Source organism: Bradyrhizobium genosp. SA-4 str. CB756 (assembly GCF_000473125.1).
Classification (GTDB): domain Bacteria; phylum Pseudomonadota; class Alphaproteobacteria; order Rhizobiales; family Xanthobacteraceae; genus Bradyrhizobium; species Bradyrhizobium arachidis.
On sequence record NZ_KI421499.1, the window covers coordinates 1,780,865 to 1,806,970 of the forward strand.

Below are 26,106 nucleotides of genomic sequence, written 5' to 3' on the forward strand. Positions count from 1 at the left end.
TTACTCCTCGAGTGGATAATTCCAAATCGTGCCGTCGGAAGCGTTCTGCTCCAGCCATTGTTCTGCAGCTTGCCTGGAGGCAAACAGCTTAGCCCAAGCAGGGTCTCCGATCGCGCTGGAGTGCTCATCCGCAAGATAGATCCAAAGGGCGGCTCGTCGCGGTGCCTCTTCGACCTTGTATTCCCAGGCGACGCCTTCCGGATCGTGTTTCTGGAGCCACCTGTCGGCAGCGTCATCCGAGCCGAAGAGCTTGACCCAATCCGAATCGCCCGGCTTTCGTTGGTGTCCGTGCTCGAAGTCGTTCAGGTAGACCCAGACGGTTTGTCCACGTCGGCGCAACTCGGCCCAGTTCTCGGCGGCCGCGTTGACCGCCTCCCGGCTTGTGCGCTCGGCTTCCGGCAAAGACATCACCGCGCCGTATATCTGGTTTGATATTGCGAGCCTGCTGCCGGGCGGCTTGTCTCGCCATTGCGAGAATTGGTCGAACGCGTCGCTCATGGCTGCTTACCTCCGCCTCGCGCGGAATGGATTGTCCATCGTGAAGGCATCCGGATCGATGCCACTCTCGATGCGAGTCCAGGTGACAGGCGCGGCAATCGGAAAGCCAGCACGCGCGCGCGGCGAGTAGGTGCCGACCGCGGTAGTGCCGCGCCCGTTGCGAAGATAGTCGAGGAAGATTCGCCCGCTGCGCTTGGCCTGTGCCGAGAGGATATAGCGCGCGGGGTTGCGCGCTGCGAAGTCAGAGACGAGGCCTCGTGCAATTTGATGCGCCTGATCGTGCAGTATGGGTTCACTAAGCGGCGCCATCAAATGGATACCCTTGCCTCCGGTCAACTTCGGCCAAGTGTCGAAGCCCTGACGTTTCATGGCCGCGCGGAGTTCGAGAGCGGTGTTGGCGACCATCTCCCATTCAATGCGATCTCCTGGATCGAGATCGATCACGATACGATCGGCATGCTCGAAATCCTCCACCGTCGAATTCCACGGGTGCAGCTCGATGGCCCCGATCTCGACCAAGCCGAGCAGGCCGTCAAGGCTGTCGACCCACAGGCGTGTGCCTTGGCCGCCTTCGCGCTTTTGGATCCGGAGCTGGTGCACGGCCTCTGGAATTTCCTTCGGAAGTGGCCCCTTGTGGTAGAACGTGGTGCCGTGGACGTGCCGGACGAGCTTGAGCGGACGATTGGCAAGGTGCGGCAGCGCCTTCCTCCAAACACGTTTCCAGTACTCTGCGAGCTCTTGCTTCGAGGGGACGACGGCGTCGGGCACCAGTTGCAGGATGTTTTCCTTGGGGACTCCGAGCTTCGGCCGTCCGGAGGGGGAGGGGACCAGCCGGGGGGCCCTGACCGTCCTCACGACGAGGTCGTCGCGGAGTCCCTTGAACACCGCCTCGCGCAGCAGGCCGTCGTCCGTTAGCGCGCCGAACTCGACTTCAGCGTCGACCGTCGGCTCGATCCAAGTGGCCTTCGGCTTTTTGACTTTGACATCCAGCGGCGACGTCCGCCGGATCAATGGATCCAGCCGCTCGCGCAACTCACGCGCGGCGGTCTCCGTATAGCCGGTGCGGACTTTGCCGGCATAGACGAGCTTGCCGTTTTCACGACGGCCGACGTACAGGGAGGCGATCTTGCGAGGATGGGCGCCAAGCTTCTCCACGAAAGCCACGATCGGAAAGGTCTCGCTCTTCTTGCACTTCAGCTTGATCCAGGTCTCTTGCCGGCCTGAGCGGTAAGGTTGTCCCAGCCGTTTGGCGATGAGCCCTTCCAAGCCCAGCTCACACCCATTGTGGAAGATGCGGTCGCCATCGGCTTCCAAGCTTTCGACATAGATGAAGGTCTCGGGCGCATGCTTGAGCAGGGCCTGCAATAAGCGCTTGCGTTCTTCGTATACAACGTCACGCAGATCGTAACCATCAAGGTAGAGCAGGTCGAATGCGTGGTAGCGGACGCGCTCGCTGCGCTTCTTGCCCAGCTCGCGCCGGAGCCGCTGAAAGTCCGGTAATCCGCCGCTGCCGTACACCACGGCTTCGCCGTCGACGATGGCACTGTTTGCTTTCAACTGGTGCGCCGCTGCGGCGATTGACGAGAACTGCTCGGTCCAGTCGTAGCCCGTGCGCGAATACACTTTGACGTCACCATCATCGAGGTGTAGCTGCGCGCGGTAACCATCGGCCTTGATCTCATAGACCCAACCCTGGCCGCGCGGTGGAGTCTCGCGCAACGTGGGATCACAAGGGTCGATGTAACCTGGAATAGCAGCTTTGCGCGCGCCAGCGACGCGCGATACTCCCGAGCGAGACTGACGCAACGCTACAGCACACATGCGGATTCAACGCCTCCGGGCCGATTCGTTCCCTCCTGGAAACGAGCCGCCGCTGGTGAACGCGATCGCGCTTCGTCGCGGCTGGCCAGGTCTTCGGGCCGAGGAGCTATATGGGCGGGAGAGCCCGATGAGGAGGGTTGGGCAGGACCACCCGCGCAACATCGCCCGCAGCGACGCGTCCGCGGATTCTAACTACGGCCATCACTCCGCATCTGAAGGCCGGACCCGTTTTCTCAGGTGACAGGACGTGTCGTTTCAGGCCGGGCCGGAAGCGATCGATCAGCACGCAGGGAGTTCGAAGCCCGGTCAGTTCCACGGAGGCCGTCGGTCCGAGCAGGATTACCGTCCCCAGCGGCAGCGCCTCGAGGTCGAGGCCGCTCGTCGTGATGTTCTCGCCGAGGTCTCCCGCACCGACGTCGTAGCCGCATCTCAGTAGTTTGCCGAATAGCTCGGACGGGATCAGGTGAGCCTGTCGCATATTGGGCAGGCGGGGCTCCCTTCGGGCGAGATATCTGTGGCGAACGTAAGGTCCGGCGTGCGCGTCACCTTCGACACCATGGCCTTCCACCAAGAAGATGTCGGGCTGCGGCATCTTGCTGAACCGGTGTCCGCGATCTGCCGACACGGCCACGACGATGCGTTCGAGAACCAGGCCCGCCTTTCTGCGTCAGGCCGCACGGGCAAAGGCGCGCCGTCGCTGGCGAAGGTAGCGCGTGATTTCCGTTAGCGGCATGGCATTCAGCACCCGGTTCGCCGGCACGCCGCCTTTTCGCGCCATCTCGACACCCCAATGCATGTGATCGAGCTCAGCAATCGAGTGCGCGTCGGGATTGATGCTCATCATGCAGCCGAAGTTGAGTGCCGCCTGATGCCAGCGCCAGTCCAGATCCAGCCGCCACGGATGCGCGTTGATCTCGACGGCGACGTCGTGCTTGGCGCAGGCGCGAAGCACTTTTTCGACGTCGATCTCGTACCCCGGCCGGCGCTGGAGCTGGCGGCCGGTCATATGGCCGATGATGGTGGTGTAGGGATTGGCGATGGCGCGGAGCAAGCGTTCGGTCTGGGCTTTCCTATCCAGCTTGAAACGTCCATGGATGCTGGCGACCACGAAGTCGAAGCTTTCCAGGACGTGGTCAGGATAGTCGAGCGATCCGTCTGCCAGGATGTCGGATTCGATCCCTTTCAAGATCCGAAAGTCTTTGCCGAACTTCTTATTGAGCCGGTCGGCTTCCCGATGCTGCTCCTTGATCTCCTCCAGTGAGAGGCCTCCGGCGTAGTGCGCAGACTTCGAGTGATCGGCGGCGCCGAAATATTCGAAGCCGCGCTTCAGCGTGGCTTTTGCCATGGTCTCGAGGGTCTCGGTCCCGTCGGAGGCATCTGTGTGGCAATGCAGGATTCCGTGCAGGTCCTGGTCGGTGACGAGGGTCGGCAGCTTTCCCTTCGAGGCACGCTCAATCTCGCCGCGTCCCTCGCGCAATTCGGGCTCGATGAAGGGAAGCCCGAGCGCATCGTAGATGTCCCGTTCGTTGGCGGAGATCAGGCGGCGGCCCTTCCGAAGGCCGTTGGTATCGAGCTTCATGCCTTTCCGTTCCGCGAGCATCCGGAGCTGCGCGATATGCTCGGCCGAACCTGTGGCGTGCAGCAGTGCTGCGCCAAAATGCTTCCGGTCTGTGAGATGTAACCTGAGCCCACCTGCATCGACGGCAGTCTGCCCGTCCTCCGCAGACTGAGCTTCGGCGACCAGGGCGAGGTCGGCGACGAGTTCGCACCCGCGCCGAAAATCGCCGGCGAAGGTAACGTGCTTCAGGTCGGGCCGCGCGTTCTGAAGCGATATCTTGCCGTGTTCGAGCAGGGCGGCGGCGCGGTGCAGATGAAAATGGCCTTCGCCGCTCTTCGCGATCGCGAGATTCTGCAGGATCTTGGTCTGCAGCGCTGCCCCCAGCCCTTTGGCCTTCTTGATGCGATCCTGCCTCGCTGCGGTTTCCAATTCTGCAAGGGAAGATATCCCGAGAGCCTTGTGCAGCCGAAGCACCTTGTCCGGCCGCAAGCCCGGGACAGTCAATAGCTCGAGAACGCCCCCGGGAATTTCCTTGCGTAGCTTTTGCAAACTGGGATGGGTACCTGTCCGATGCAGCTTCGTGATGATGTCGGCGATAGCATCGCCCACGCCCGGAATTTCGGTTAGGCGATCCTCCTCAATCAAGACGTGGAGCGGGACCGCGAGCGCAGCGAGACTGTCCGCAGCCCGGGAATATGCCTTGGCGCGATACGGATTACCCCCGCGCAACGCAATCCGCTGCGCATATTCTCGTAAGAGCTTGGCCACGGTTCGTGAATCAGCGGCGGCCACTCAATCCGTCTCCGTTCTGGCTCAGTTTTCTTGTAAGACCCACTTGCACACCCTCGCGGGACACGATGCGCCCAGCGGATCCCTGGAGGTCCGACTGCTCCTTGCCCCTGAGGCCGTCATCTAGCGACATCTCGAGCTTCTTCGCCGTCCGGAAGTCGTCCAAATGATGTAGGTTCGGCCCGTACGCGGCCTCCTTCGTGAGCAGGTGGTAGATCCGCCCAACCACGGTCTGCAGCTGCTTCATCCTTCCGCGAGGCATCGCCCGAGCCTTGCACAAGGCCCGGATAGCGTAGGCGCGGAAGTAATCAACAGCGTCTGACATAGGTGGATTCAACTTCGAACCCCAGAATTGGTTCTTACCTACCCGCTCCAGGAACACCGTCAAACCAGAGATGTTGAGAGGCATGACCGCGAGAGTTCTCTACGAAAGCGCGAATGGTGATGTTTGGCGGCTAGTCCGACATACGCAATCGGGTGTCCCAATGGTGGAGCACGAGCCGAATGTCTGCTCTGGCGGACGAACCTCGCGGACCGAGATCGGACAATTCCTGCGTGCTGGCGCAAACGGGCCCGAACACTAGGCCCTGCTCCAGCTGATCGGTACGCTTGTTGGCGACTAACAAGGGGCAACGCGACAGGCCTTCCCGAACGCTGGTGCCGATGGTGCTTGGGCGTGCAACATCATGGCGGGCTGAAACATGTTCTTCTTCTTCTCGAACCGCTTGGGCTGTCTCGGCTCGCTGCTGATCTCTACATTCGTCACTGTTGTGCTGCTTTTCATGTTCGGATTGCTGCGGTTTTAAACGACAAGTTGTGCAATGCACCTGCCATTGACCGCTTGATCGAGGGGTGAGCGAGGGTCGATTGGCTCTCCGAGCGACCAAGATCGGAGGGCAGAGTGCCAGTTCTCTGGCGTGCCAGTTTTAGCTAAGGGCATCAGCCCATCGCTTGTTCGAGGACCGCGCACGTTGATCCCAGGGGGCGCTGACGACCAGGTTCAGCGCAAAGAAGAACCACCTCGCCGCGAATGGTAGGAACGCGCGAGGCAACACGACGTTCGAGGTGAAGGTAGTCGCAACCCGCGCTTCCGAATTCCTTCAGAGGAGGATTCACATGAGGTCCATTGCGAGCGCGCTGGTCTTTGCTCTGGCGCTTTCAGCCCCCGCCGCATTTGCACAGACGACGAAGCCGGACGTCTCCGGCGCTCCGAGCGCGCAGAATTCGGGCGCTGGCATAGCGGGACAGCCAGGAAACAAGAATGGTCCAGCCGCCAAGCCGGGAGAGACCGTCGGCGCCAGCTCGAACCAGCAGAATCCGACAGTCCAGCAGCAAGACACCTCCAACATCAAAGGTCTGCCGGGTAACAAGAGCGGTCCGCCTGCCAAGGAGCCTGATCGCAAGTGATGGTAGTCGCCCGCCGAGCCCCTCGCCATCCGTCTCGCCTGGATGGCAGGGCTTCTTCAGGATACGCTCGACGGGCGCGCTCCTTCGCAATTGCAGCAGGCCCGTTAAGCTCCAGGACGCCAGACACCTTACTTAGCGTTCGGCATCCTGCCCTAGCTTGTTGATCTGCTTTTCAGCTTACTTTCGCGAACGCGCAGTGTCGCTCCTCCTGCAGGAGCGATGCGATGAGATGCAAGGCTATCTGATCGGCCGCCTGGAGCTTTGGCCGAAACCGAGACAGGCAAGACGCTCCGGCTCAGAGCCCTCTCCTGAACGGCGAAACCCGCGCCGAGCCGCCGAGCAGGGACGAGCCTAGTCGGGCTACACGCGCCGGCCGCTGCCGAGCTCCTTTACCATTCGAACGATCTCGTCGGGATGGAAGGGCTTCTTCACGATGCGGCTGCCCGGCACGGGATGCGGTGTAGTGGGCGAGTAGCCTGTCGCGTAGATGACAGGCAGTCCCGGATCCCTATCGCGGCAGCGTTCCGCGATCTGCCAACCGTCTAGCTTTCCGGGCAGCCTGACGTCAGTGACCAACACGTCTGCGACCTGCCGCTTGCACCACTCCAACGCCTCCTCACCGGTGCTTGCGTGGATCACGTGATAGCCTGCATCGCGCAGCGCTTCGACGACAAACTCACGGATCAGGGGATCGTCCTCGACGAGAAGTACGCTCACTGGCGGCTCGCTTGGGATAACATTCGCTACGCAGGTCGAACGGCGAATTTGCGTTGTCGTTCCTGACGAAGCGCGCCGGGCGAGCGCGACTGGATAGTTCAAGCGATCTCAAGAAGCCTCAAGTCCTTTCAGACCTCGCTCGGGTTCTGCGACCTTGCGATCACCGCACCATCGATGAAGGTGGCCCTGGAGGACCGGGCGCGGCGAGCAATTGTTCCATCAGGGCGTAGCGCAGAGGCGGAGGACGCCGACGTCGGCGCCGCGAGAAGGCGAAGCGTGGCGTAGTGCAGGCGTCCTGCTGGAGTCGTCGGGGCAGCGGGAGAAGCTCCCTCCGCTTCGGATATGCTTCCGCTGCCGCCGTACTTCGTACAGCCGGCCAGAAAGATCCTGCGGCCCGCTTCGGTCTCGTGCGCCGGCTGACGCCCGGGTATGGCCGCGGAGGTCTCAACTGACCTCTGCGGACCCGCCTTCCTCATGCTTTGCCGGGACCGGAGAAGAGCGTCGAGGGCGGGCTGGTGCGTGGTGGTGGCAGCGGCCGGGCGGCGCCGGCGGCGGGCCTGCTCTTGGCGTCGTACCTCTTGGCCAAGTCGAGCAACCTTCTGCGTGTGAACGGATCTGCCCTCTCCGCCAGGTCGCGCGCTTGCTGCGCCAAGCCGCTGTAGAACTCTTCCATGACGCCACCCCACAACATCACCGAACTGCCCATCTTCGATGGTCGGCGAGGCTCACGTCAAGACATCGCTTGTGCCCGCCGGGCAAACGGCACTAGGCTGTTCCCTGGCCGGGGAGTCCAATGTCGCTGCTGCACCCTATCCGGAAGCCGTGCCCGCACTGTGGGCGGCCGATGAAGCTCGTGCCTGATGAAGCCGCCAGAGATGGGGAGCGCTATGTCTGCCCCGAGTGCGACGACGATCCGCTGCACGATCCCGCCGCCCGGAAGTGGGTGGACGGCCCGCTGCGGCCGCCGGCAAAATAGCGGTCAAGAAGAAATCAGGGTGGCCTCGTCCGTTCCTCGGAAAGCCAGGACTGGCAAGTTCGTCGTCGGCGCACCAACTGTTTTGTAGTTGCCAAGACCTGGGGAGATGCGATGTCGGCGGTCGCAAAGCTGCTTGCGCGGAAGGAGCGGCTCTTGGAGCAGCTCAAGAGCGATCCGGGCCCGAACGCACGCGTGGAAATCGAACGACTGCTCGCGCAGATCGAAACCGCGCTTAGCCTACTCGAACCTGGAGACGTGGTCGCGCCGCGCGAGGAATGATCCTAGCCGGTTCGGTCAGAGCGTGCCGAGATCGTCAGGTACCTCCCGAACTTCCTGATCAGCTTGGCATCGCCGAATTCGCCGCTCGAAGGGTCTCCGGTCCGGGAAAAGGCGACCGCGCCCGCGCAGCCCGGTTTCCGGGAAAGCGCTTCGGCGCGCATGACCGCGGCGTTGGCGCTCAGGCACTCCACCGCCTCCCCGGGCGCGACCCTGTCGTCCGGCGTGACGAACGGCAGTGCCACACAGTAAGTGACGTCCATCGCGGTCACTCCTTGCCTTCGCGTTGCGGCCCATACCTGCCGCGTGATTATCCTTTCGAGATCGCGGCGCGCAGCTCGTTGGCCTCGGCCTCAGGAAAATCGATGGCGATCAAAACGCCTGGACCGCCTCCCGTCTACAGAACGCCGCCGACCTTAGCACATTTGCTGAACCGGGGGCGGCTGGCTAAATCGTGCACGAATGTGGTCGGCGGGTGAGGAAGGGCGGCCAGATCGACGTTGCGTCTTGCACCATTCGATCTGAAGCCAAGTGAAGCCGCGGTTGATCGCTTGACGGTTGATCGACGGTCGGCGAGGGGGCGATCGGCTCACCATCCGCCGACGTCCGTTCATTCCAGCTCTCGCAGAGCACCATGCGCCAGCTCGCAGGTCGGTCCCTCATGAGGACATTAGAATATGACGGGAACAAACGACCGAGTCCTTTTAGCCCTTTAGTCGGACCAGCCACGGCATTCAGGAACAGTTGTGCGCCGGGGGCGTTGGGGAAGGTTCGGCGGGCCAAGTGGGGCGTCTGCCCATGTCCTTTTTCGAACAGCGGGTTCGGACCGGGCCCTCCGTCTCTCGCCCCGAGAGCAGTTTCCATGTCGAATGTCGAAGAATTTCCGCTCTCCGTTCGTCGTCAGCCGACGGAGTTCGAGGCGCTGGTCGCGGCCGGTGGTGCCGCTCTCGATGCCATTCCCGGTGCGGTGTACCTCTGTGACGCCGAGGGGGTCCTCGTCGCCTACAATGCCGAGGCCGTTCAACTGTGGGGACGAGCACCTGATATCGCCAAGAAGGAGCGCTTCTGCGGCTCCCATCAACTTTATCTGGTCGATGGAACGCCGCTTGCACATGCCGACTGTCCGATGGCCACCGCCGTTCGCCTCGGTACCCCGACGCGCAATGCCGAAGTCGTCATGGCGCGGCCGGACAGCTCTCGGTTTTCAGCCTTGGTCAATATCCGCGCCTTGCGCGACCACTCTGGCCGAATCCAAGGCGCCATCAATTGCTTCCAAGACATCACGGGCCGCAAGGAGGTCGAGGAGGAAGTCCGCCGGAAGACGCAGGATCTGGAGGACTTTTTCGAGAACGGTGCCGTTGGCCTTCATATCGTCAGCGGCGAAGGGATCATCCTTCGCGCCAACAACGCCGAACTGGATATGCTGGGGTACAGACCCGAGGAGTACATCGGCCGCCATGTGGCGGAGTTTCATGCCGACGCTCGGACTATCGGCGATATCCTTCAGCGCCTCTCATGCGGCGAGCGACTCGAGCGCTATCCTGCGCGGCTTCGGGCGCGTGACGGCTCAGTCAAGCATGTGCTGATTACATCGAACAGTCGCTTCGTGGAGGGCAAGTTCGTCAACACGCGTTGCTTTACCATTGACGTGACCAAATTGCATGCTGCTGAGGAGGCGCGAAAAGCCAGTGAAGCCAGGCTCGCTGCAACTTATGAGGCGGCGAGCGTCGGCATTTCCGAGGTCGACGAGAACGGACGCTTCTTGCGGGTGAATGACTCTCTTTGCCGGATCGCCGAACGCTCACGCGCCGAGCTGCTCGGGATGACTTTCTTCGACTACACCGACCCCGATGACCGGGCCGAGGATGCCGAGCTGTACGCGCGGCAGGTGCGCGGTGACATCGCGAACTACACCTTTCGCAAGCGTGCACTCCGGCCTGACGGGTCGGTGCGGTATCTCGATATTTTCAGTTCGTCGGTGCGCAATACGGAAGGCCGATTTCTGTACGGTGTGCGCGTCGCCCAGGATGTCACCGCCACCAAACAGCTTGAGGACCGCCTGCGCGAAGGGGAGCAGCGTATGCGTGATCTTCTCGAGGCGCTGCCGGCAGCGATCTACACGACCGATGCAAAGGGCCGGATCAATTTCTTCAATCGTGCCGCCGTCGAGATGGCTGGGAGAACGCCACAGCCGGGCGACGAGTGGTGCGTGACCTGGAAACTCTATTGGCCTGACGGCTCGCCGCTGCCGCACAGCGAATGCCCGATGGCGGTAGCGCTGCGTGAAAACCGGCCGGTTCGCGGTGCCGAGGCGGTGGCCGAGCGTCCGGACGGCGGACGTGTGCCGTTCATTCCTTATCCGACGCCGCTGCGAGATGCCGCGGGCAACCTCGTCGGAGCTATCAACATGCTGGTCGACATCAGCGAGCGCAAGCGAGCTGAGAACGCTCAGAAGGTCCTTATTGACGAGCTGAACCACCGTGTGAAAAACACGCTGGCAACGGTGCAGTCGCTCGCGAGCCAGACGGCTCGCCATGCCGCGGATCTAGAGGAGTTTCTGCCGACGTTCACGGGACGCCTCATTGCGTTTGCCCGAGCGCACGACCTGCTTACTCAGCGAAACTGGCAGGATGCCCCTTTCGAAAAGTTGGTCGACGATATCGTTGCTCCGGTGTCTGGCGGGCGGGTGGCGACAGAAGGGCCGCACGTCGATCTGGACGCGCGCACGGCGCTGAGTGTCACCATGGTCTTTAACGAGCTTCTGACCAACGCGGTGAAATACGGCGCGCTCTCCCTGCCTGATGGATCGGTGTCACTCACTTGGCGGGTGGGCAGGGACAACCAAAGCACGCTCGAGTGCGAATGGCGCGAACGTGGGGGACCACCGGTTACGCCTCCCAAGCGGCGTGGATTTGGCACGCGGCTGATGGAGCGTTGCATAGAGCATGACCTGGCAGGCGAGTTCGATCTGGTCTTCGAGCCAGAGGGCGCACGCTGCCGCATGGTGTTTCCCATTATGCTTCCGGCATCCAATGGCTGAGATCTCCGGTACCAGAGTTCTTCTCGTTGAGGATGAAGGCTTAGTCGCCCTCATGATCGAGGACATGCTTGAAGAATTGGGATTGAAGGTGGTCGCATCAGCGGCGCAGGTATCGAAGGCCTGCGAACTCGCGACAAAGACATCCTTCGATCTGGCGCTCCTTGACGTGAATCTCGCTGGAGAGCTGGTTTTTCCCGTAGCTCGCATCTTGCGCGATCGAAAAATTCCGTTCCTGTTTAGCACGGGCTATGGCGGACCGCCGCTGGAGGAGGAGTTCCGGGATGCGCCCGCGCTCGGTAAGCCGTTCTCGATCGAGCAATTGAGCGAGAAATTGGGAACACTTCTGCTCCGTCCCAAGCTCTGAAACCATGGGGCGGGGTGCGGAAGCTAGACATAGGAGAGATTACTGGCATCGCGATCGCCGCGACCTTTAGCTTTCGCAGGTTTGGCGGCTTCCGAGCCACAGGAGAGTGGCAGTCCCTCTCTTAGCCGAGACCGGATCAGCCTGCATGTTCGGCTCACTTCGACGGCCAAGAAGCCGGCAAGGCGCCCTCGGGCGGGCTGCTTCTCGCTTGGCAGGGACAAGTGCGTCTATGACAGGTTTGGATCGCCAGCCCGGCGCCTGCCAACGAATCCGTACCAGAGGATAGCGAGTCCTACCTCTGTTCAAGCGTGCAAATAATTCCCTGCCGCCGCTGACAATGTACGCCCGGAGTCTTTGCAGGCGGAGAGCCCGATTACAGTGACACTTGGTGGGTAACTACCTATTTTTGTGGAGGACGAGGTTCCTTTTCCGCGGGGTTTCCTGCATGGTCCAGCATGGCAAAAATAAAAGTGAGCTTCAAACCGGTTCGCAAATCTGAGGGCGATTGGACTATCGTCGCCGAGTATCCAGGCGCAGAGCCTCGAGAAATCACCGGCTTCACGAGCAAAGCCGATATTGATGACTGGATGAATGGAGAGCGTCGGATCGCCTGGCTCCGATCACAGGGATACGCGAAGTGACTTGATAACGTTTTCCTCCTGCAATCGCGCTCGCCTGCCGCTTCGGGCTCACGCCGACGGGGACCACCTCTACTATCCAGCTCCCGTCAACCAAAGCCGCTATTCTCGCAGGTGGCGGAGGTTCTCTCGGCAGGTAGGCTTCTGAACGCTTATGGCCTGTCGAGTATTTTCGCGGCCGGAGGCCTCACGCGTGCTCTACCAACAAGAGCTTTCACAACTCGCTTTCAAGTTGGTAGCAGCTGTTGAACCAGCATTGCATGCGATGCGGCCATAATAAACGCGTGCATCCTACGCAAAGGGCGGTATCTCTACCAGCGTTCCGATCAAACGCAACAATGCTTGCTGTTCGGGTCCCTTCCCGTCACGCAAGAACTCACCCAACTCAACATGAGATAGCCGGCCGCCAGAGGGCGAATTGGGCTGGTGGATGATGAACGCGTAACCGTTTGTCGGCTCGCGTGCGATGAACCATGCGTCGCCATTTGGGCTCCGATAGAGCTCCCGCCGGTCTGATGACATTTTTCCTCCTTGCGCCGCCGGATAGTGTAGCGTCCGACGACGCTTGCGATTACTGAAAATACGAGAGCTGATCTTCCGTAACAACGCGCTCGATGTTCTTGGATTTGCACCTGATGCGATACCTAACTCGTCCATCAGACTCGATGGGCATGTGCTGTACGATCGTGTAAATCATCTGAGGTTCACTGGCTGCGCGTCCTTGCGGGCCTTGAGCTTGGTGGCGAACGTCCTCATTCAGCTTGTAGGCATATGGCATAATTCTTCCTCATCGCTCGCGACTCTATCTGACGCCCCTGGTGTCCAGTGGAATCCCTAGTCCTCAAGAATGGATTTTGTTGCCTCGAATATCTGTTCCGCTGTGCCCTTGATCGTGCCCTTCGCCCAGGCTTGAAACACGGTGACGTAGGCGTTCTTGTAAGCCGCTTCGTCTGCAGAAAAGTAGACTTCGTCTGTAGCCGTATCCAAGACGAGCGCTCCTGTATCGATGCAAATTTCCTCGATTAGTACCAAGCGTTCTTCTTGCTCGGCCAGATGACGTTTTACGATGCTCATTGAATCTCCTGCTTGGCACCAAGGATAGCACGTTCCGGATGCAGCCGCGTCTAGTCAACATGCCGGCGTGGTCGCACTTCGTTGAGCCACAGCCTGTAAACATCGCGCCGCGTGAGGTGCAACTCCTCGAAAGCCTTTGCTGTTCTTCCCTCAGGGTCGAACCAGGAGTTCCGCCGTCCAGCCTTCCAGAACGGCTGCGAGTACCAACGTCGGCGCCTGACTTGGCTTGTGTAAGGTCCGACGATCGTCCGCGGTCACGTCGACGCTAGTAAACAAGTTGCCGAACGACTCTGCGATGAACGGCAATTCCTGCCACAGGCCGCGGTTCGATTTGCGAGGTGAAGTCATCCTTCAGATGAGGAATGTCGAACTGGGCCGACTATCAGCCTATAGATGGGCACCCAAGCGGTGTTCCATGATTCCATCGTAGCGTCGCAAACCGAGCACTCGAAGCTGGCGATCTGCCGGCTAGGTGCCATCGCCTCGGTTCGGCTATAGACGGCCCCGCACCGACAAGATCGATGATCAGAATCGTGCATACCGATTTATGCACCTGAAAGACGAAACAAGCCACTCCGAAATGAATCTGCGCGATGAGCTTCGAGGCAGACCTCGGTTCAGCTTAATCGTAACTCAGCGACACAAGGGCCGATCGTCGAAGCGAAGCCACAGACGAGCCCGTTAAATTTCGTAACGGGATTCAATGAAAAACCCCGCCCCGATGGCTCGGGCGCGGGGCAGGACCACAAGCTCTGCCAGTACATCCGTGGCTCGAGCGACAGGTCTGTCGTGCTGCTATTTAAGCAGCACGAAGATTCTCGGCAGCGGACTTACCGGTACGACGGTCTGCCACGACGTCATAAGACAGCGTCTGACCTTCGCTCAGAGTCCCCATACCGGCGCGTTCGACAGCGCTGATGTGAACGAAGACGTCGTTGCTGCCGTTCGTTGGCTGGATAAAGCCAAAGCCCTTTTGGGAGTTAAACCACTTCACTGTACCCGTGTTCATAAGTTTTTCCTTTCGCGTGCGCGCAGGGCCCGGCGCGCGGAGCTGCGGCCAGTGTCCAATTAGTCGATGTTGGAGAATGTCTGAAACGTGCGCGCCGCAAGATCTGAGGCGAAAGCGGAACAGTTGTTCGGCCAGTATCGATGGTGAGACCATACACCAGCAGTTGAGAAAGTCAAGAATTACGAGAACACGCCCGTCGCCTACGGGGATCAGACGATTGGTCGTTCCGCGTGGATGACACAGCTTGGAATGGTTTAGGTGTCGCGCCACAGACCGATTTCAGTCTCGGGACTGGAGAGTCGTTCCTGTGAAATGCGCAAGCGGACGCCGGACGGACATATTGTACGGCCGAGGCGTGTGCGCTTAGCCTTGTTGGCGGCCTTGAGCTTAGTCTCGAATGGAGCCGCAAACGTCCAGCTCGTGTGTAGGTCGGAGCCCAAGAAGCCTCGCTCTCTTCGCCGGGCGACAAGGCGGCGTGTAAGCGCGGCGCCGTACTGAGACGCTCCGGGAGAAAGAGTCTTCGAGAGCGGCTAAAGCTGTCGGATGAGCAGCTTTACGATTATTGTTCTCAAGTCTGGCACCGCGAGCTATCATCAAGGAAGCCTCAACTTCAAAATAGTGAATAGCCTGGTGTTTGCTTCGTAGCGTGGTTCGTTGAGCCATGATAAGCGTGCCTCTGTGCAAGCGAGATTGCTCGAGCGCTGGAAGCGCGAGCAGATCCGATAGAGCTCCCGACGATCGACAACCTACCCAGTCGCCCTTGATACTTGCCGATTTCTAAAAGCCGAAATCGACATGTGGACCAGGTGTAGTTTGCCTTTAACTGCCGGCGAAATGTCGAATGGGTACGCGTCGGCAAGACCTAGCGAGCGGTTGAGGCGGTTGATCGTAAGTGCGAGCGGGGCCCACAGCTCCAAAAGTGCGCCAAAATCGCTTTCGAGATAGGGGTCGTTTAGCGTGTGCTGAGCGCGCGCATCCAAGGACAGCGGAAGTCCCGCCAGCGAATCCAGGGTCGAAACGATATGTAAGAAGTGGGCGAAGGTTTCTGCCCAGTCTTCCCAGGGATGAGATGTCGCATACATGCTGATGTGACTTGTCGGATCGTCGGACCGACCTTGACGGGCGTAGTAGGCGGCAAGCGCAGCCTGGTAATTCTCGGTCTCGTCGCCGAACACCAGCCGAAAGGGCGATAGGAAGCCTCCTTCGTGTATCAGCGCATTCCAGTAGAAGTGGCCTATTTCGTGTCGAAAATGACCAAGAAGCGTGCGATAGGGTTCGCGAAATGAAACGCGCCTGATCTCGCGCTGCACATCGTCGGCCTCCGCAAGGTTCACTGTTATCAGGCCGGATTCGTGCCCGGTCAGGACCGGTCCATGCTCGTCGGACAGAATCTCGAATGCCAGCTGAAATCCACCCGCGGATGCGATGGGTAGGCGGAGCCTTCGCAGGTCATAGATCAGTCTGCGCTTGGCTTCCTCCACGCGCGTCCACAGGAACACGTTATGGGAATTTTGCGTGGTAGGAATGACCTGGGTCAGGGAGCAGGACAGGCAGTAGGGAGCCGAGGCAACAGCGCACCAATTGCAACCGATGATGTTTCGGTTGACGCATTCCAGGGCGCTTTCCGCGCCAACCATTGCCATATTCTCAGGATCGAACATCAAGCGCTGCTTACACCGATTGCATTCGGAGTCCTCGAAAGCTGAAAGCTGCCCACAATGAGGACATTTGAACTCTCTCATGGTCGCGCACGTTTATTGAGGGTGCCGATCAACGCGCGCTGCTTCTTTAGTGCGCACTTCCTCAAAATGTCAGCGTCGGCTTCACTCACGGTGCGACGCGCGCCCTGATAGGACGCCTTGTCGGACACGGGCTGGGCCAGCCAGTCTTGCACCGGCTGAACGGACATGGGTTTGATCTTTTGGATCGCATTTTCATCCTTTAGAAAGCCCTCAGTTGGAAATGGGTTCCGGTCAGGTATGTGGACGGTTGATCCGTCGCAAACGAGCATGCTGCTGGCGATCGCAGCTGCGATGTCATAGCATTCGCGCTTGAGCGCTCGCGGCATTGGTCGGTGACGATGCGCAGAGAGGTCATGCGACGTTCTCAATCGTCTCATTGGAGCCAAATCCCATGAAAATCCGCGTTGGCTTCGAGATGATCTACGACTTTCCGCAACCGACGCCGCTGATTGCAGTTGTCGGCACCCACTTCACGCGGGCATCCGACATCGTCGTGCCCGATCATCTTGTCAGTGAGCCGTCAGTACCGATCACGCCCTATCGCGACGGTTTCGGAAATTGGTGTAGCCGTCTTGTTGCGCCCGCCGGCCGCATGCGCCTCTCAGCGGACGGCATCGTACGAGATAGCGGTCTGGCCGACCTCATCGTACCATCAGCGCAGCAACATGCGGTGGAAGATCTTCCTCCGGACACCATCGTCTATTTGCTCGGCAGCAGGTATGTCGAGACCGACCGACTTACCGACCTGGCGTGGAAGTTGTTCGAGAAGACCGCGTCTGGTTGGGCACGGGTCAAGGGCATCTGCGACTTCGTCCATAACCACATAGCTTTCGGCTACGAACACGCCCGCCCCACCAAGACTGCCTGGGAAGTGTTCAACGAAGGCAAAGGCGTCTGCCGGGACTATGCACATCTGGCGATTGCGTTCTGCCGCTGCATGAACATTCCCGCGCGCTACTGCACGGGCTATCTCAGTGACATTGGCATGGCACCTCCATATGCCGCTGGCGATTTTGCCGGCTGGTTCGAAGCCTATATCGGCGGGCGCTGGTACACATTCGATCCTCGCAACAATATTCCGCGCATCGGTCGCGTGCTAATCGCACAGGGCCGCGATGCCGCCGACGTTCCAATCACCCAGACATTCGGACCCAATACGTTACTCAGTTTCAAGGTTTGGACCGACGAACTCGTCTGTTGATCACCGCAGGGCCAGTTGGGCAATGCAACTGTCAGCTCAAGCGCGGAACAGAATCCCTCACGGTCCAAGCGCGCAACAAGGAGAGCTCCGTTACTTGGATCTATTGGCTTCGAAGATCAGTGCCGCCTGAAAGAGGCGGCCCGCCTCCGTTCGAACCTCGACTGCAACGTCCGGGCGGTCTTCCTGACCCGCCAAATCACGTGCCAATCCTGCCAACGTGTGAGCCGCCTCCATCTCGGCCTCTCGCTGCGTAGAAAACTCTATTCCATTTTCGTCAAGGTAGAGCTCCTGATCGTCTCTGATATCCAAGAAATATCGGATCATCATGAGCGCCCTTTTAGAGAATGTCGGCGCCAGCCCGAGAGGATTCGAAGGCATGTCCGGCATTCGCAGGTCAACTTCGCGGCTCGCTCCAGTTGCCCAATCGGAACTCAGGACGGCGTGCCACCAATCACGGTCCGTGGCCCTGCTTCCCGGTCGGGCCGAGAATCGAAGCGCCCGACGCTCGCCTCAGCTCTCGCCCGACAGCCGGGCGAAATCGTCGAGCAGCGCTGCCACCAGTGCGCGATGGCGCGTATCCTCGGTAGGCCGACTTGCAGCATAGAGGTTGAGCAGATGGCGTGCCCACAGCTGCCTCCGGCCAGGACGCGGCAGGAACGGTCATCATGCGGCTTCGAGATCAGCCTCACGAACACGCACCTCGCGGAGATTGGCCTCGACGTCAGCCAAGGCGCGGCGCCGGTCGGTAGCCTTCTGCGCGGCCATGCCGCGGCGCTTATCGAAATCGAACGGCAGGTCAGTCATCGACCATACTCGCGTCCGCAGCTTGTGCGTTCGCAAGATCGATCGAGCCGATCGACAACATCTCCGTCGTTCCGCAGCCGGTTTCACCGGGCACGGTGATCATGGTCGCAATACGGCGATAGGCTGAGAAGGTCAGCCCCTCGATCATCTCCTCATCCGTGACGACTTCATAAGCGCCGGCTGGCAAGACGCGCTCGATGTCGCGGATGCGGAACGGATGTTTGAAGGTGACGGTTTCTCGCCGCGAGCGGATGGTCATGCACGCTGCCTTTCGCAAGTGAAGCCCCAACCGATGCTGGCGGTCGCGACCATGCGCCGCTCGCGCGGCAATAGCCAGCCCTATTGTGACCTGCCGCAAACGAAGTTGTCCAAGCGGAGCCGGCACCTGCGCGCAGTTAACCCTCGCTATTAGTACAGCAGGGGCGTAGGATCGCTGGCATCACCGCACTTCTCAACGGCTTCGACCGGTGACTGAGGGTCACGTGTGCTCCCGCCGAAGGCTTCGCAGGAGCGTTCGATGTCGCATGGTCGCATCTCTGAATGGATCGTGCCGCCGGTGATTGTTCCCTTGTTTCTTCTACTTCTTGTGTGCGCGGCCGCCATCCTCAATGGCTAGGGCAACACGCGTGCCGTATCTGGTCAGCGGGACCAACGAATACGGCAGCTCGAACCTCGGCCGCGGCACGGCAAAGGTCGCATTGCGACTTGCGCGAAAATTGCTGCGCGAAGGCTACATGGACGTCAGGGTCTGCACTCCCCGTGGGCGAGTGTTGCAGCCCAACGAACTCGACGAACTCGAACCATCACAGGAGAGCGACATGGCGAAGGGCCAGCAACGCGGCAATCGCGAAGCCAAGAAGCCGAAGAAGGAAAAGGCGAAGGTGATCGCTGCGGCGCCGAGCCGAAAAGATGCCGCTTGGCAGCCGGATTTGGGGTCCGCAAAGAAGAAGTAGCAGGGACCTGACACGCGGCAAGTCGAATCGGAAGGACTGGTGTGGCCCCCGGTAAGCCGCTTTCGAACATGCGCCCGGCAAAACCCGATCGAGCAGACATCCAATAGAAGGGCGTTCAGCATGATAATGGTTCGAACAGGTATGTGTACGGCCGCGCTTTTCCTCGCATCAGCGTTCGGTACAGCACCAGCGGCTCTCGCGGAGGAGCCGAATTGCCGTTCGATCGAGAGCACCAGCGCGCGCCTGTCCTGTTACGACGCAGCCTTTCCTCCAAAAGCGAGGGAGCGCTCCGCGAGCAGTACTGACTCATCGCCTGTCCATAAGGATCCTTTCCTTGCGGAAGAAGCCCGCACCGCAGCGAAGCTAAAAGATATTTGCCGCGGTTGCTGAGTTTCACGGCTGCCGTTCGTTGCATTCCAAATAGCTCCAGCTCAGGGAGTCAGTAGGATGACGCAAGAGGATGTCAAAGGTCGTCGCGTGGGCCGGCAGCGCAAGCGTGCTCTTCACTTGGCTGGCACTGCGATAGATGAAAGAGCTGACGCCTCCGCGAGCTCCAAGGTCCAATCGACGAGAAAGCAGCGGCTGCTTGACGGGCCTGAGGAATTTCGAGCGGACCGCGTTGATCGTTCCGATAAGAGGTCCAGAGGCGACGAGTGATCTACCCAGCTGCGAAACCCTGGGGCCAGTTTGCACATCCTGTGCGAGGAAATAGAACAAAGCCCTGGCTATGTCGCAGATAAAGGCGCAGGCTCCCATCACCGCCGACCGGCCCGTAGCATCTATCGGTGGTAAGGGCGCGAAATAGCGCTCCCACTCAACCTTACAGCGGAGCACGACGCATGTCGGCCCAACCTATCCTGAAGCAATCATCGACGTTCGAGTACCGTCTTGCGCAAGAGGCGATAAATTTGCGCCAGCAGGCCAACGGGATGCCCCCTGGCATCTGCCGCACGGAACTCTTGCGAAAGGCAAGGCAGATCGATGCTGCCGGGGAGGTTAACAAGTGGCTGGCCTCGCCGGGTCTACAGCCACCTCTCTAAGCGTTTTGTCAAAGCGATGAACCTCGGCACGGCGCTGGATACTAATTCTCATCGGGATTTACTCTCACCCTCCCGAGGCTGGTAAGCCGCCGCCTGCGCTTTATTTAAGTGGGCGGCGTTTTTGTGGGTGTCCGCGTCTAATCCTCTAGCGTTCAGTTAACGCGTCACGCCAGTGCCCCGTGAAGCCACTCGTTTAGGAAATTTCCTGACTTCGCGCTCGCAGCGCGACCAAAAGCAGATAGAACTCGATGCGCCGTGCGGATTTTCGACGTCCAGAAGTGCCACTGGTCTGCAAAACGCAAATTGGATATCTGGCCGCCGTGGTTGGCCGCGATACCGCTGATAGGAACGAACCTCCGCGCGCTACCGGCGTTAGGCGCCGCCATCCGCTCGAGACGGCCCATCGTCTGACGCGCGTCGGGCGATGGGCCGGTTTCTCGGAAAGGCCGGCAAAGTAGCCGACTCGGCCGCCTAGTTTTCGAAGTGGATTAATTCAAACAAGAACTGGTGCGCCCGGACGGGATTGGCTCGTGATGGCAGAGTCGTTCGGCAATTCGTTTACACTCGCGGAAGTGACCTCGGACGGCGCGTCGAAGCCAGCGAGCCAAATGTGGCTCGCCTAAGCCAAGCCAAGCCAAGCCAAGCGCTCACCCTGGTTCTCGCGGCCGTTCCCGAAGGCTGGACGGCGGCGTTGTACCAGCCGTTCTTACTGAAAGCAGCAAAGGATGTTCGAGGAACTCAACCTCGAACCAGGCGATGTATTCAGGCTCGCTCCAGAGAGGCCTGCAGCCCCTGTGATCACCTTGCCCAGGAACTGCGGGAACGCGGATGGATTGTTGTTGTGCTCGGCTGTTAGCCCCCCTGCCAGTACGAGCTGAACCAACGGCCCCAGCCGCCGCCAAGTAGCTGGGGCCGATTTTTTGCGCGACGCAACAGCCTCGCGAGGCGCTTGAGCTTGTCAGAATGGCGCGCCACCACTCCCATGATCACGTAACATCCATCGACGCGATAAGGGCATGAGGAGGTGAAGCATACGCCCTGCGGGGCCACGGCTCATTCGCCGGTAGTAAGGCCACCTCAGGTCCCAACTTATTTTCTGCGATCGTTTTCCGCCTGATTTGCGCTTTTGAGCTTGTCTCGAACGTATTCCACGAGATCGCCTACTTCCTCGCGGAGGGCGTCCTCGGAAATGCCTTGCTCGTTAGCTCCGTCCACAAGGCGCCGGACCAATTCCCGGGCGTCTTGTGTGGCGCCGCCTGTTCTATATTGCTCCGCCGCATGAACGCTGTTCTCTGTCCAAAAATCGATGTACTCGCGCGCCGTGGCCACGGTGTAACGCCTCCGATGTTTAGCCTCTCCATCAGCGATTACGCTTTCTCCTTGGAGACCAGCGCCGGGATCGGCCGTTAACAGGAACGCCTGCCATTAACCTTTGTTAGGTGGGCATGCCCAAATACGTTTTTCACGTTCACGACGTCGAGCCAAGCTCAGGCCGTCTAGGTGAGGACCTGCCGGATGCGATGCACCCTGGCGGGAGGCGACGGGCACAAACCACTCGATGAGCTCTGCGCCCCAAAGCCGACCTTCTTAGCGCGCGCGAGTCGGGCGGGCACGGCGTTTCCGGTTTCCAAAGCTTCTTCCGCCGCCAGACGGCCCGCAAGTGCTGCAAGCACGCGCTGTGCTGCCACCGGCTCTTTGTTATCGCAGATCGCCTGCGCAATGACCTCTATTTGCTCATCAATGCGATTACGAATGGCGGCCCCTCGATCTTTCTGATCCATGCGAGTAACGTACAAACGATTAACGTAGGTTAAGATTCCAGGGCCGGTTCGGATTGAACAACATCGGTAACTTCGGTCGCCAGTAAAGGCCTTGACTGAGCGTCGGTGGCTGAGAGACCATGCGGCTCGCGTCTGCTGAACGGTCGCACAAACGAATTGATCGCGCGCGATGTCGCTTCGGAAATTACTCGCGATAGGGCCCGAGTTGTGGCCACATCTCCCATCGTCCAGATGTCCGGCGGCCCGAATCGGCGTACCCATGTTGCATGAAAGAGCAGCATCGAAACTGCAAATGCGGAGCCGTCTATCACCGCACCGAAGCAATGGCTCCAGCGCGGGAAGTAAATAGCTTCGAATGCATTTGTTGCGGGGAGACGCTGGAAGCTGGAACAGCGCTTGCGTCCCAAACTACCGTCTGGTGGTCGGACCGATCATAAAGCCATCGCCTTCATAGATTCCGGTTTGCATTTGCCGCAAGGCGATCTGGGGGGCGGACGTCCACATTCGAGCCGTGGCGAGGAGACGTTCGCGCTCATGACGAAGAGCTCTCGCCTCCGCGATGGCCGCTTCCGCTCTAGTCAAAAGATCGTCGGTCGTTCGCTGCATCGGCCAAGAATGTTGCATTCTGCGGCTCAGGGCCTTCACCTATGTGATTGTTCCAAAGCTGCAGTCGGATGGTGCGTGGGATCTTGTGGACTTGGCCCTGTTTCAGAGTGAGCCGTTCCATTTCGGCGGAGGTCAATTGTTCCTGCGACGGCGAGGCGGACCAGCCCTCAGGACCAAGCGCACCGCGTCCTCGAAAGATGAACAGCGGCAACCAAAGCCTGCTCGTCCGGTCGTCGGTCAGGACGCGGACGAGATAGACGCGCGTCTCGAAGGATCGTGCCATTCATCGCTCGCTCGTGGGGAGATGCCTCGCGCAGGGGCTAAATGCGCCCAATGGGGGTTGGTTTCAAACCCGATTGCCGCCAAGGCCGGCCGGCAGTAAGGCGGCTCCGCACACGAGAAGCAGAAGTAACAACGGAACGATCACCGGCGGCACGATCCGTTCCGAAATGCGAAAGCGCGGCATCGAATGCTCCTGCGAAGCCTTCGGCGGGAGCACACGTGACCCTCAGTCACCGGTCGAAGCCGTTGAGAACTGCGGTGATGGCAGCGATCCTACGCCCGCGCCGAGCCGGTAGGGAGCGATATATGCATTGCAGGCGACGGTCGCGCCGCGACGCTCGTTCGCCCTGGTGACGATAGTGCTGGCTATTGCCACGCAACGGGAGCATGGTCGTGACCGCCAGCGTCGGTTGGGGCGTCACTTGCGAAAGGCAGGCATGCATGACCATCCGCTCGCGGCGAGAAGCCGTCGCTTTCCGCATCCGCGGGAGAGAGCGTGTCTTGCCGGCTGGAGCCTATAAGGTCTTCACGGACGAGGAGACGATCGAGGGTCCGAGCTTCTCAGCCTGTCGCCACACTGCCAGGACGATCACCGTGCCCCTCGAGGGCCCCTGCGAAGCCGCGGAGCTGCTGTCGGCCGGCTCGGTTAAACTTGCGCATGCGCGAGCCGTAGGCGCGAGCATCAGTCAATGACGGATCAGCCGGTCGACCTTGACAAGCACCGCGGGATGGCCGCGCAGAAGGTGACGGACTTGCGCGGGGCGCTGGCCGAGGTCGAGACCAATCTGCGCGAATTGCGCGAGCGCGAGGCTGATCTGGAAAATCGCATGATGACGGTGCCTGCTGGCTCCTGGCCGGAGGCGGCGGTGAAGGCACGGCATCTGCTCAACCTCTATGCTGCAAGCCTCCCTGCCGAGGACACGCGCCATCGCGCCCTGGTGGCTGCGCTGTTCGATGATTTTGCCCGGCTGTCGGGGGAAGGCTGAGGCGGTGTCACGCTCGTTGCGGCCGCGACGCGGCAGGCAGTCGGGAACGATATGCCTTGGGAGGGCGGATCCTTCCAACTCGCGATGACGCAAAGGGAAAAACTATGACATTGACCAGCGGCCGTTTTATCGCCCTCGAATACGACCGGATGATCGTGCGGTTCTCGATGCATGACGGCGCCAGAGAGATTCCTTGCGCGATCTCGACCTCTGCGATGGACTCACTCGAGGGTGGGCCGCAAGTCAGACCCGAGCAGCGGGAAGCCCAGTTCACGCGCCTGCGAGATCGCATCGAAGCCCGTGCGGCAAGCAAGTATCGCGCGACCGAGTTCGAAGGCACGCCGCCAGGCATTGTGCTGCGAGGCATCGATTTCAGGCAGTAAGGATAATAGGACTCCACGGCTGAATGCATGATGTGCATCCTCTTCGCTCCTTCACAAGTGACGGAGCACTGATAGCACGAGGTCCGACAAGCAACGTCAGTTAACGTGCGGCATTCTCCGGAGGGCCACCCTCTACTCCGCTCGTGCTTTGACCTCCGGCAAGGGCGGCTTCCGCTCAAACGGCTTCTTTTTCGGGGGCGCGGGCAGCAATCCCTCCCTGATCGCCTGCTTCCGGGCAAGCTTCCGGGCTCGTCGGACAGCTTCGGATTTCTCGCGGGTCTTTCTCTCCGAGGGCTTTTCGTAGGAGCGACGCTGCTTCATTTCCCGGAAGACGCCCTCTCGTTGCATCTTCTTTTTGAGAACACGGAGCGCCTGCTCAACATTGTTGTCTCTGACAAGTACCTGCAAATCAGTCTCCTCGCTGGGCTGCAAACGCGATACGTCCTGCAGGCAGCCAAATGCGCAGGAGCTTCATTTCGGTCTTCGGGATAACGGCGGCGATGTTCGCGAAGTGCTAGTCTGCCTGCAACAGCAATGCAGCTTCGTGCATCAACGTGACCATTCGCGTTGACGAGTGTCAATCGATAAACTCTTTCTCGCATCTCGACAGAATTGGCGGGACGAAACTAATTGGCCTGCCTCCTTGCAAAATCCGAAAACTGACCTATATTGGTGTTGTTCGATTAGCCGCTGTGCCTTGTTGAATGCGCCCGCGGGCTCCTTTTCCAAAGACATCGACGACGTTGAAGATAGCCGCGCGATCATCGTGCGGTATGCGCTTTTGCGCTTTGGAGAAGAAAATGACGACAGGTACTGTTAAGTGGTTCAACGGCCAAAAGGGCTTCGGTTTCATTCAGCCGAACGACGGCGGCAACGATGTATTCGTTCATATCAGCGCTGTTGAACGAGCTGGTCTTTCCGGGCTCGGAGAGGGCCAAAAGGTCAACTTCGAGTCCAAGACCGACAAGATGCGAGGCAAAGTCAGCGCTGAGAACCTCTCGCTGGCTTGATATCGTGGCGCCGTTTCACGGATGTACTGGAACGGCCCCTGTGCCCGCTCAATCGTTGGATTGAGCGGGTTTTGTCGTTGCGGAGCCAGGCGAGCGATGACCGCCAAGAAGCCGGCAGAGCCATCATCAGAAGCCATCGCGCGTTCCGATCGCAAGCGCTTGGCCGCTGAAGAGGGAGCGCGGGCATTGGCCGATGTCGAAAAGCAGGCCATCGATGTTCGTAAGAACATGGCGCGGCTTCGAGAAGTTCGTGAGGCCAAGGAAGCAGCTGACGCAGTCCTTCAGGCGGCGTTGCCAGCGCCTCCACCGAAGAAGCGCCCAAGAAAGCCGCGGGTTTAGTGGCCTGTAAGGCAAACGCCGAAATCTAGGGAGTCGATCATGCGACAGGCCGGACGTCTTGCGTAGAGCTAGATCGGAGCGCGGCGGGACGATCACCTTCTTTCTCGCGTTCGGCGCAAATCGGCAGATGTGCCGGCTTGCGACGACATTCAGTACCGAGAAGCAGGCGTTCAGCTATCTACAGAAACATCGAACGGAGTTCGAACGTACGGCACGCGCACGCCTTGCTTCAGGCGAGCTCGAACATGGAGTTGTTGTGCTTTCGATGCTTTAGTGGTCGGATCGGCCCCAAGTTTGCACGAGCACTTTTTGACCAGGTCAAGGGGCCATTGAAATTGGAGCGGTGCTGTCTCTTGCGCACATCGCCGAAGAACCTAGCGGCCCATCTCCAGGGCTTCTTCGTCTACAGCGAGCTAACCGCTATCCCAAAATCAAAATGGTGCGAGTGACATTCGTCTGAGATAGGAGTTCGAGCACTCTGACTTGGCCGCTTCGAGCCGGAGAAGTTCGAGGACGACTACGAGACCGCGCTGATCGACCTCATCAACCAGAAGCGCGCCGGGAAACCGATCACGCCGAAGTCGAAACCCGCGCGACCAACGTCGTCGACCCGATGGAGGCGCTACGCCGAGTCGGCAAGAAGGCCGCGCCGGCGAAGGCTGCCAACCGGCCCAAGAAGCCGCGCAAGGCGGCAGCCGGCCAGAAGAAAATGTCGATCGAGGGCAAGGAGCCGGCGAAGGAAGCGGCGGCTAAAAAGCCAGCCAAGGCGCAGCGGAAGTCGGCGTAATCTTCGAGACACCAGGGGATTGGAA

The 26,106-nt window shown here is 60.1% G+C and carries 29 protein-coding genes and 4 pseudogenes; 13 read left to right on the forward strand and 20 right to left on the reverse strand.

The annotated features are described in order from the left end of the window. The 5 genes from BRAGE_RS48020 to BRAGE_RS56685 all read right to left on the reverse strand — a co-directional run bounded on the left by BRAGE_RS48020 (position 1) and on the right by BRAGE_RS56685 (position 5,075). A complete protein-coding gene (locus BRAGE_RS48020; protein ID WP_035729496.1) occupies positions 1–498 on the reverse strand; it encodes a hypothetical protein in 498 nt (165 codons plus the stop codon). 6 nt (positions 499–504) lie between these two features. Further along, positions 505–2,319: a DNA ligase D gene (gene ligD / locus BRAGE_RS0108735; RefSeq protein ID WP_035729499.1), complete on the reverse strand. Its 1,815-nt coding sequence runs from the start codon at positions 2,317–2,319 to the stop codon at positions 505–507. Between the two features lie 106 nt (positions 2,320–2,425). Beyond that, positions 2,426–2,911, reverse strand: coding sequence for an MOSC domain-containing protein (locus BRAGE_RS56680; protein WP_051377735.1), 486 nt, complete (start codon positions 2,909–2,911; stop codon positions 2,426–2,428). A gap of 75 nt (positions 2,912–2,986) precedes the next feature. Further along, positions 2,987–4,669 (reverse strand): DNA polymerase/3'-5' exonuclease PolX, encoded by a 1,683-nt coding sequence (locus tag BRAGE_RS0108745; protein ID WP_027559983.1) that lies wholly within the window; start codon positions 4,667–4,669, stop codon positions 2,987–2,989. After that, positions 4,656–5,075, reverse strand: coding sequence for a hypothetical protein (locus tag BRAGE_RS56685; protein ID WP_231164076.1), 420 nt, complete (start codon positions 5,073–5,075; stop codon positions 4,656–4,658). Before BRAGE_RS56685 ends, BRAGE_RS0108745 begins: the two co-directional genes overlap by 14 nt. Positions 5,076–5,782: 707 nt before the next feature. Between BRAGE_RS56685 and BRAGE_RS0108760 the strand changes: the two genes are divergently transcribed. Next, entirely contained in the window at positions 5,783–6,073 is a 291-nt protein-coding gene (locus BRAGE_RS0108760; RefSeq protein ID WP_027559982.1) for a hypothetical protein, read from the forward strand. A 360-nt stretch (positions 6,074–6,433) separates the two neighbouring features. Here BRAGE_RS0108760 and BRAGE_RS0108765 read toward each other — a convergent pair whose 3' ends face one another. Further along, positions 6,434–6,790, reverse strand: a complete 357-nt coding sequence (locus tag BRAGE_RS0108765; RefSeq protein WP_027559981.1) for a response regulator — start codon at positions 6,788–6,790, stop codon at positions 6,434–6,436. A gap of 472 nt (positions 6,791–7,262) precedes the next feature. Next, positions 7,263–7,463 carry a hypothetical protein gene (locus BRAGE_RS56690; protein WP_027559980.1) on the reverse strand — a complete coding sequence of 67 codons (201 nt, stop codon included), beginning with the start codon at positions 7,461–7,463 and terminating at the stop codon, positions 7,263–7,265. 120 nt (positions 7,464–7,583) lie between these two features. Here BRAGE_RS56690 and BRAGE_RS52470 point away from each other — a divergent pair, with 120 nt between their 5' ends. Further along, the gene (locus BRAGE_RS52470) at positions 7,584–7,766 is read left to right on the forward strand and encodes a hypothetical protein (protein WP_084334442.1); all 183 of its coding nucleotides are present in this window, start codon (positions 7,584–7,586) and stop codon (positions 7,764–7,766) included. A gap of 111 nt (positions 7,767–7,877) precedes the next feature. Next, a complete protein-coding gene (locus BRAGE_RS55755) occupies positions 7,878–8,045 on the forward strand; it encodes a hypothetical protein (RefSeq protein WP_167336493.1) in 168 nt (55 codons plus the stop codon). 15 nt (positions 8,046–8,060) lie between these two features. Here BRAGE_RS55755 and BRAGE_RS48030 read toward each other — a convergent pair. Next, positions 8,061–8,305: pseudogene (locus BRAGE_RS48030) on the reverse strand (hypothetical protein). Positions 8,306–8,439: 134 nt separating this feature from the next. Next, positions 8,440–8,675 (reverse strand): annotated as a pseudogene (locus BRAGE_RS56695) (hypothetical protein); the annotation flags it as partial. 229 nt (positions 8,676–8,904) lie between these two features. Between BRAGE_RS56695 and BRAGE_RS0108785 the strand changes: the two are divergent. Together BRAGE_RS0108785 and BRAGE_RS0108790 are read left to right on the forward strand one after the other, a co-directional pair. Next, positions 8,905–11,082: a PAS domain-containing sensor histidine kinase gene (locus tag BRAGE_RS0108785; RefSeq protein ID WP_027559979.1), complete on the forward strand. Its 2,178-nt coding sequence runs from the start codon at positions 8,905–8,907 to the stop codon at positions 11,080–11,082. Then, positions 11,075–11,446, forward strand: coding sequence for a response regulator (locus tag BRAGE_RS0108790; RefSeq protein WP_027559978.1), 372 nt, complete (start codon positions 11,075–11,077; stop codon positions 11,444–11,446). The genes BRAGE_RS0108785 and BRAGE_RS0108790 overlap by 8 nt, the downstream gene beginning before the upstream one ends. A 1,472-nt stretch (positions 11,447–12,918) precedes the next feature. Here the strand turns inward: BRAGE_RS0108790 and BRAGE_RS0108800 are convergent. The 4 genes from BRAGE_RS0108800 to BRAGE_RS0108815 all read right to left on the reverse strand — a co-directional run bounded on the left by BRAGE_RS0108800 (position 12,919) and on the right by BRAGE_RS0108815 (position 16,235). After that, positions 12,919–13,158: a hypothetical protein gene (locus BRAGE_RS0108800; RefSeq protein WP_016839771.1), complete on the reverse strand. Its 240-nt coding sequence runs from the start codon at positions 13,156–13,158 to the stop codon at positions 12,919–12,921. A 799-nt stretch (positions 13,159–13,957) separates the two neighbouring features. Then, positions 13,958–14,167: a cold-shock protein gene (locus BRAGE_RS0108805; RefSeq protein ID WP_027559977.1), complete on the reverse strand. Its 210-nt coding sequence runs from the start codon at positions 14,165–14,167 to the stop codon at positions 13,958–13,960. Between the two features lie 746 nt (positions 14,168–14,913). Next, complete coding sequence (locus BRAGE_RS0108810; RefSeq protein ID WP_027559976.1) at positions 14,914–15,909, reverse strand: zinc-binding metallopeptidase family protein; 996 nt, start codon at positions 15,907–15,909, stop codon at positions 14,914–14,916. After that, positions 15,906–16,235 carry a hypothetical protein gene (locus BRAGE_RS0108815; RefSeq protein ID WP_027559975.1) on the reverse strand — a complete coding sequence of 110 codons (330 nt, stop codon included), beginning with the start codon at positions 16,233–16,235 and terminating at the stop codon, positions 15,906–15,908. The genes BRAGE_RS0108810 and BRAGE_RS0108815 overlap by 4 nt, the downstream gene beginning before the upstream one ends. 65 nt (positions 16,236–16,300) lie before the next feature. Here BRAGE_RS0108815 and BRAGE_RS0108820 point away from each other — a divergent pair, with 65 nt between their 5' ends. Further along, positions 16,301–17,110 carry a transglutaminase-like domain-containing protein gene (locus BRAGE_RS0108820; RefSeq protein WP_027559974.1) on the forward strand — a complete coding sequence of 270 codons (810 nt, stop codon included), beginning with the start codon at positions 16,301–16,303 and terminating at the stop codon, positions 17,108–17,110. A 90-nt stretch (positions 17,111–17,200) separates the two neighbouring features. Here the strand turns inward: BRAGE_RS0108820 and BRAGE_RS0108825 are convergent, their stop codons facing one another. The 3 genes and pseudogenes from BRAGE_RS0108825 to BRAGE_RS0108835 all read right to left on the reverse strand — a co-directional run bounded on the left by BRAGE_RS0108825 (position 17,201) and on the right by BRAGE_RS0108835 (position 18,173). Continuing rightward, positions 17,201–17,437: a DUF6894 family protein gene (locus BRAGE_RS0108825; protein WP_430642171.1), complete on the reverse strand. Its 237-nt coding sequence runs from the start codon at positions 17,435–17,437 to the stop codon at positions 17,201–17,203. A gap of 183 nt (positions 17,438–17,620) precedes the next feature. Next, positions 17,621–17,914 (reverse strand): annotated as a pseudogene (locus BRAGE_RS48035) (hypothetical protein). Further along, positions 17,907–18,173 carry a hypothetical protein gene (locus BRAGE_RS0108835; protein WP_027559972.1) on the reverse strand — a complete coding sequence of 89 codons (267 nt, stop codon included), beginning with the start codon at positions 18,171–18,173 and terminating at the stop codon, positions 17,907–17,909. Before BRAGE_RS0108835 ends, BRAGE_RS48035 begins: the two are co-directional and overlap by 8 nt. 367 nt (positions 18,174–18,540) lie before the next feature. Between BRAGE_RS0108835 and BRAGE_RS56390 the strand changes: the two genes are divergently transcribed. After that, positions 18,541–18,867, forward strand: coding sequence for a hypothetical protein (locus tag BRAGE_RS56390; protein WP_063617186.1), 327 nt, complete (start codon positions 18,541–18,543; stop codon positions 18,865–18,867). Positions 18,868–20,996: 2,129 nt separating this feature from the next. Here BRAGE_RS56390 and BRAGE_RS0108860 read toward each other — a convergent pair. From BRAGE_RS0108860 to BRAGE_RS54335, 3 genes are all read right to left on the reverse strand, one after another. Beyond that, the gene (locus tag BRAGE_RS0108860; protein ID WP_027559969.1) at positions 20,997–21,236 is read right to left on the reverse strand and encodes a hypothetical protein; all 240 of its coding nucleotides are present in this window, start codon (positions 21,234–21,236) and stop codon (positions 20,997–20,999) included. A gap of 167 nt (positions 21,237–21,403) precedes the next feature. Further along, the gene (locus BRAGE_RS0108865) at positions 21,404–21,688 is read right to left on the reverse strand and encodes a hypothetical protein (protein ID WP_027559968.1); all 285 of its coding nucleotides are present in this window, start codon (positions 21,686–21,688) and stop codon (positions 21,404–21,406) included. 574 nt (positions 21,689–22,262) lie between these two features. After that, on the reverse strand, positions 22,263–22,577 hold the full coding sequence (locus BRAGE_RS54335) for a hypothetical protein (RefSeq protein WP_036055886.1): 315 nt from the start codon (positions 22,575–22,577) through the stop codon (positions 22,263–22,265). A gap of 688 nt (positions 22,578–23,265) precedes the next feature. Here BRAGE_RS54335 and BRAGE_RS0108880 point away from each other — a divergent pair. Then, complete coding sequence (locus BRAGE_RS0108880) at positions 23,266–23,562, forward strand: hypothetical protein (RefSeq protein WP_027559965.1); 297 nt, start codon at positions 23,266–23,268, stop codon at positions 23,560–23,562. Between the two features lie 104 nt (positions 23,563–23,666). Further along, positions 23,667–23,945 (forward strand): DUF1488 domain-containing protein, encoded by a 279-nt coding sequence (locus tag BRAGE_RS0108885; RefSeq protein WP_027559964.1) that lies wholly within the window; start codon positions 23,667–23,669, stop codon positions 23,943–23,945. 132 nt (positions 23,946–24,077) lie between these two features. On the opposite strand, the gene rpsU is transcribed toward BRAGE_RS0108885, so the two are convergent. Next, complete coding sequence (rpsU, locus tag BRAGE_RS0108890) at positions 24,078–24,353, reverse strand: 30S ribosomal protein S21 (protein ID WP_027559963.1); 276 nt, start codon at positions 24,351–24,353, stop codon at positions 24,078–24,080. Between the two features lie 392 nt (positions 24,354–24,745). On the opposite strand from rpsU, the gene BRAGE_RS0108895 reads away from it, so the two are divergent. The 4 genes and pseudogenes from BRAGE_RS0108895 to BRAGE_RS54340 form a co-directional block, all read left to right on the forward strand. Next, the gene (locus BRAGE_RS0108895) at positions 24,746–24,955 is read left to right on the forward strand and encodes a cold-shock protein (RefSeq protein WP_027559962.1); all 210 of its coding nucleotides are present in this window, start codon (positions 24,746–24,748) and stop codon (positions 24,953–24,955) included. Between the two features lie 96 nt (positions 24,956–25,051). After that, positions 25,052–25,294 carry a transcriptional regulator gene (locus tag BRAGE_RS52505; protein WP_084334434.1) on the forward strand — a complete coding sequence of 81 codons (243 nt, stop codon included), beginning with the start codon at positions 25,052–25,054 and terminating at the stop codon, positions 25,292–25,294. Between the two features lie 58 nt (positions 25,295–25,352). Then, positions 25,353–25,568 carry a hypothetical protein gene (locus BRAGE_RS56710; RefSeq protein WP_084334432.1) on the forward strand — a complete coding sequence of 72 codons (216 nt, stop codon included), beginning with the start codon at positions 25,353–25,355 and terminating at the stop codon, positions 25,566–25,568. A gap of 211 nt (positions 25,569–25,779) precedes the next feature. Beyond that, a pseudogene (locus tag BRAGE_RS54340) lies at positions 25,780–26,081 on the forward strand (Ku protein); the annotation flags it as partial. Positions 26,082–26,106 lie beyond the last annotated feature (25 nt).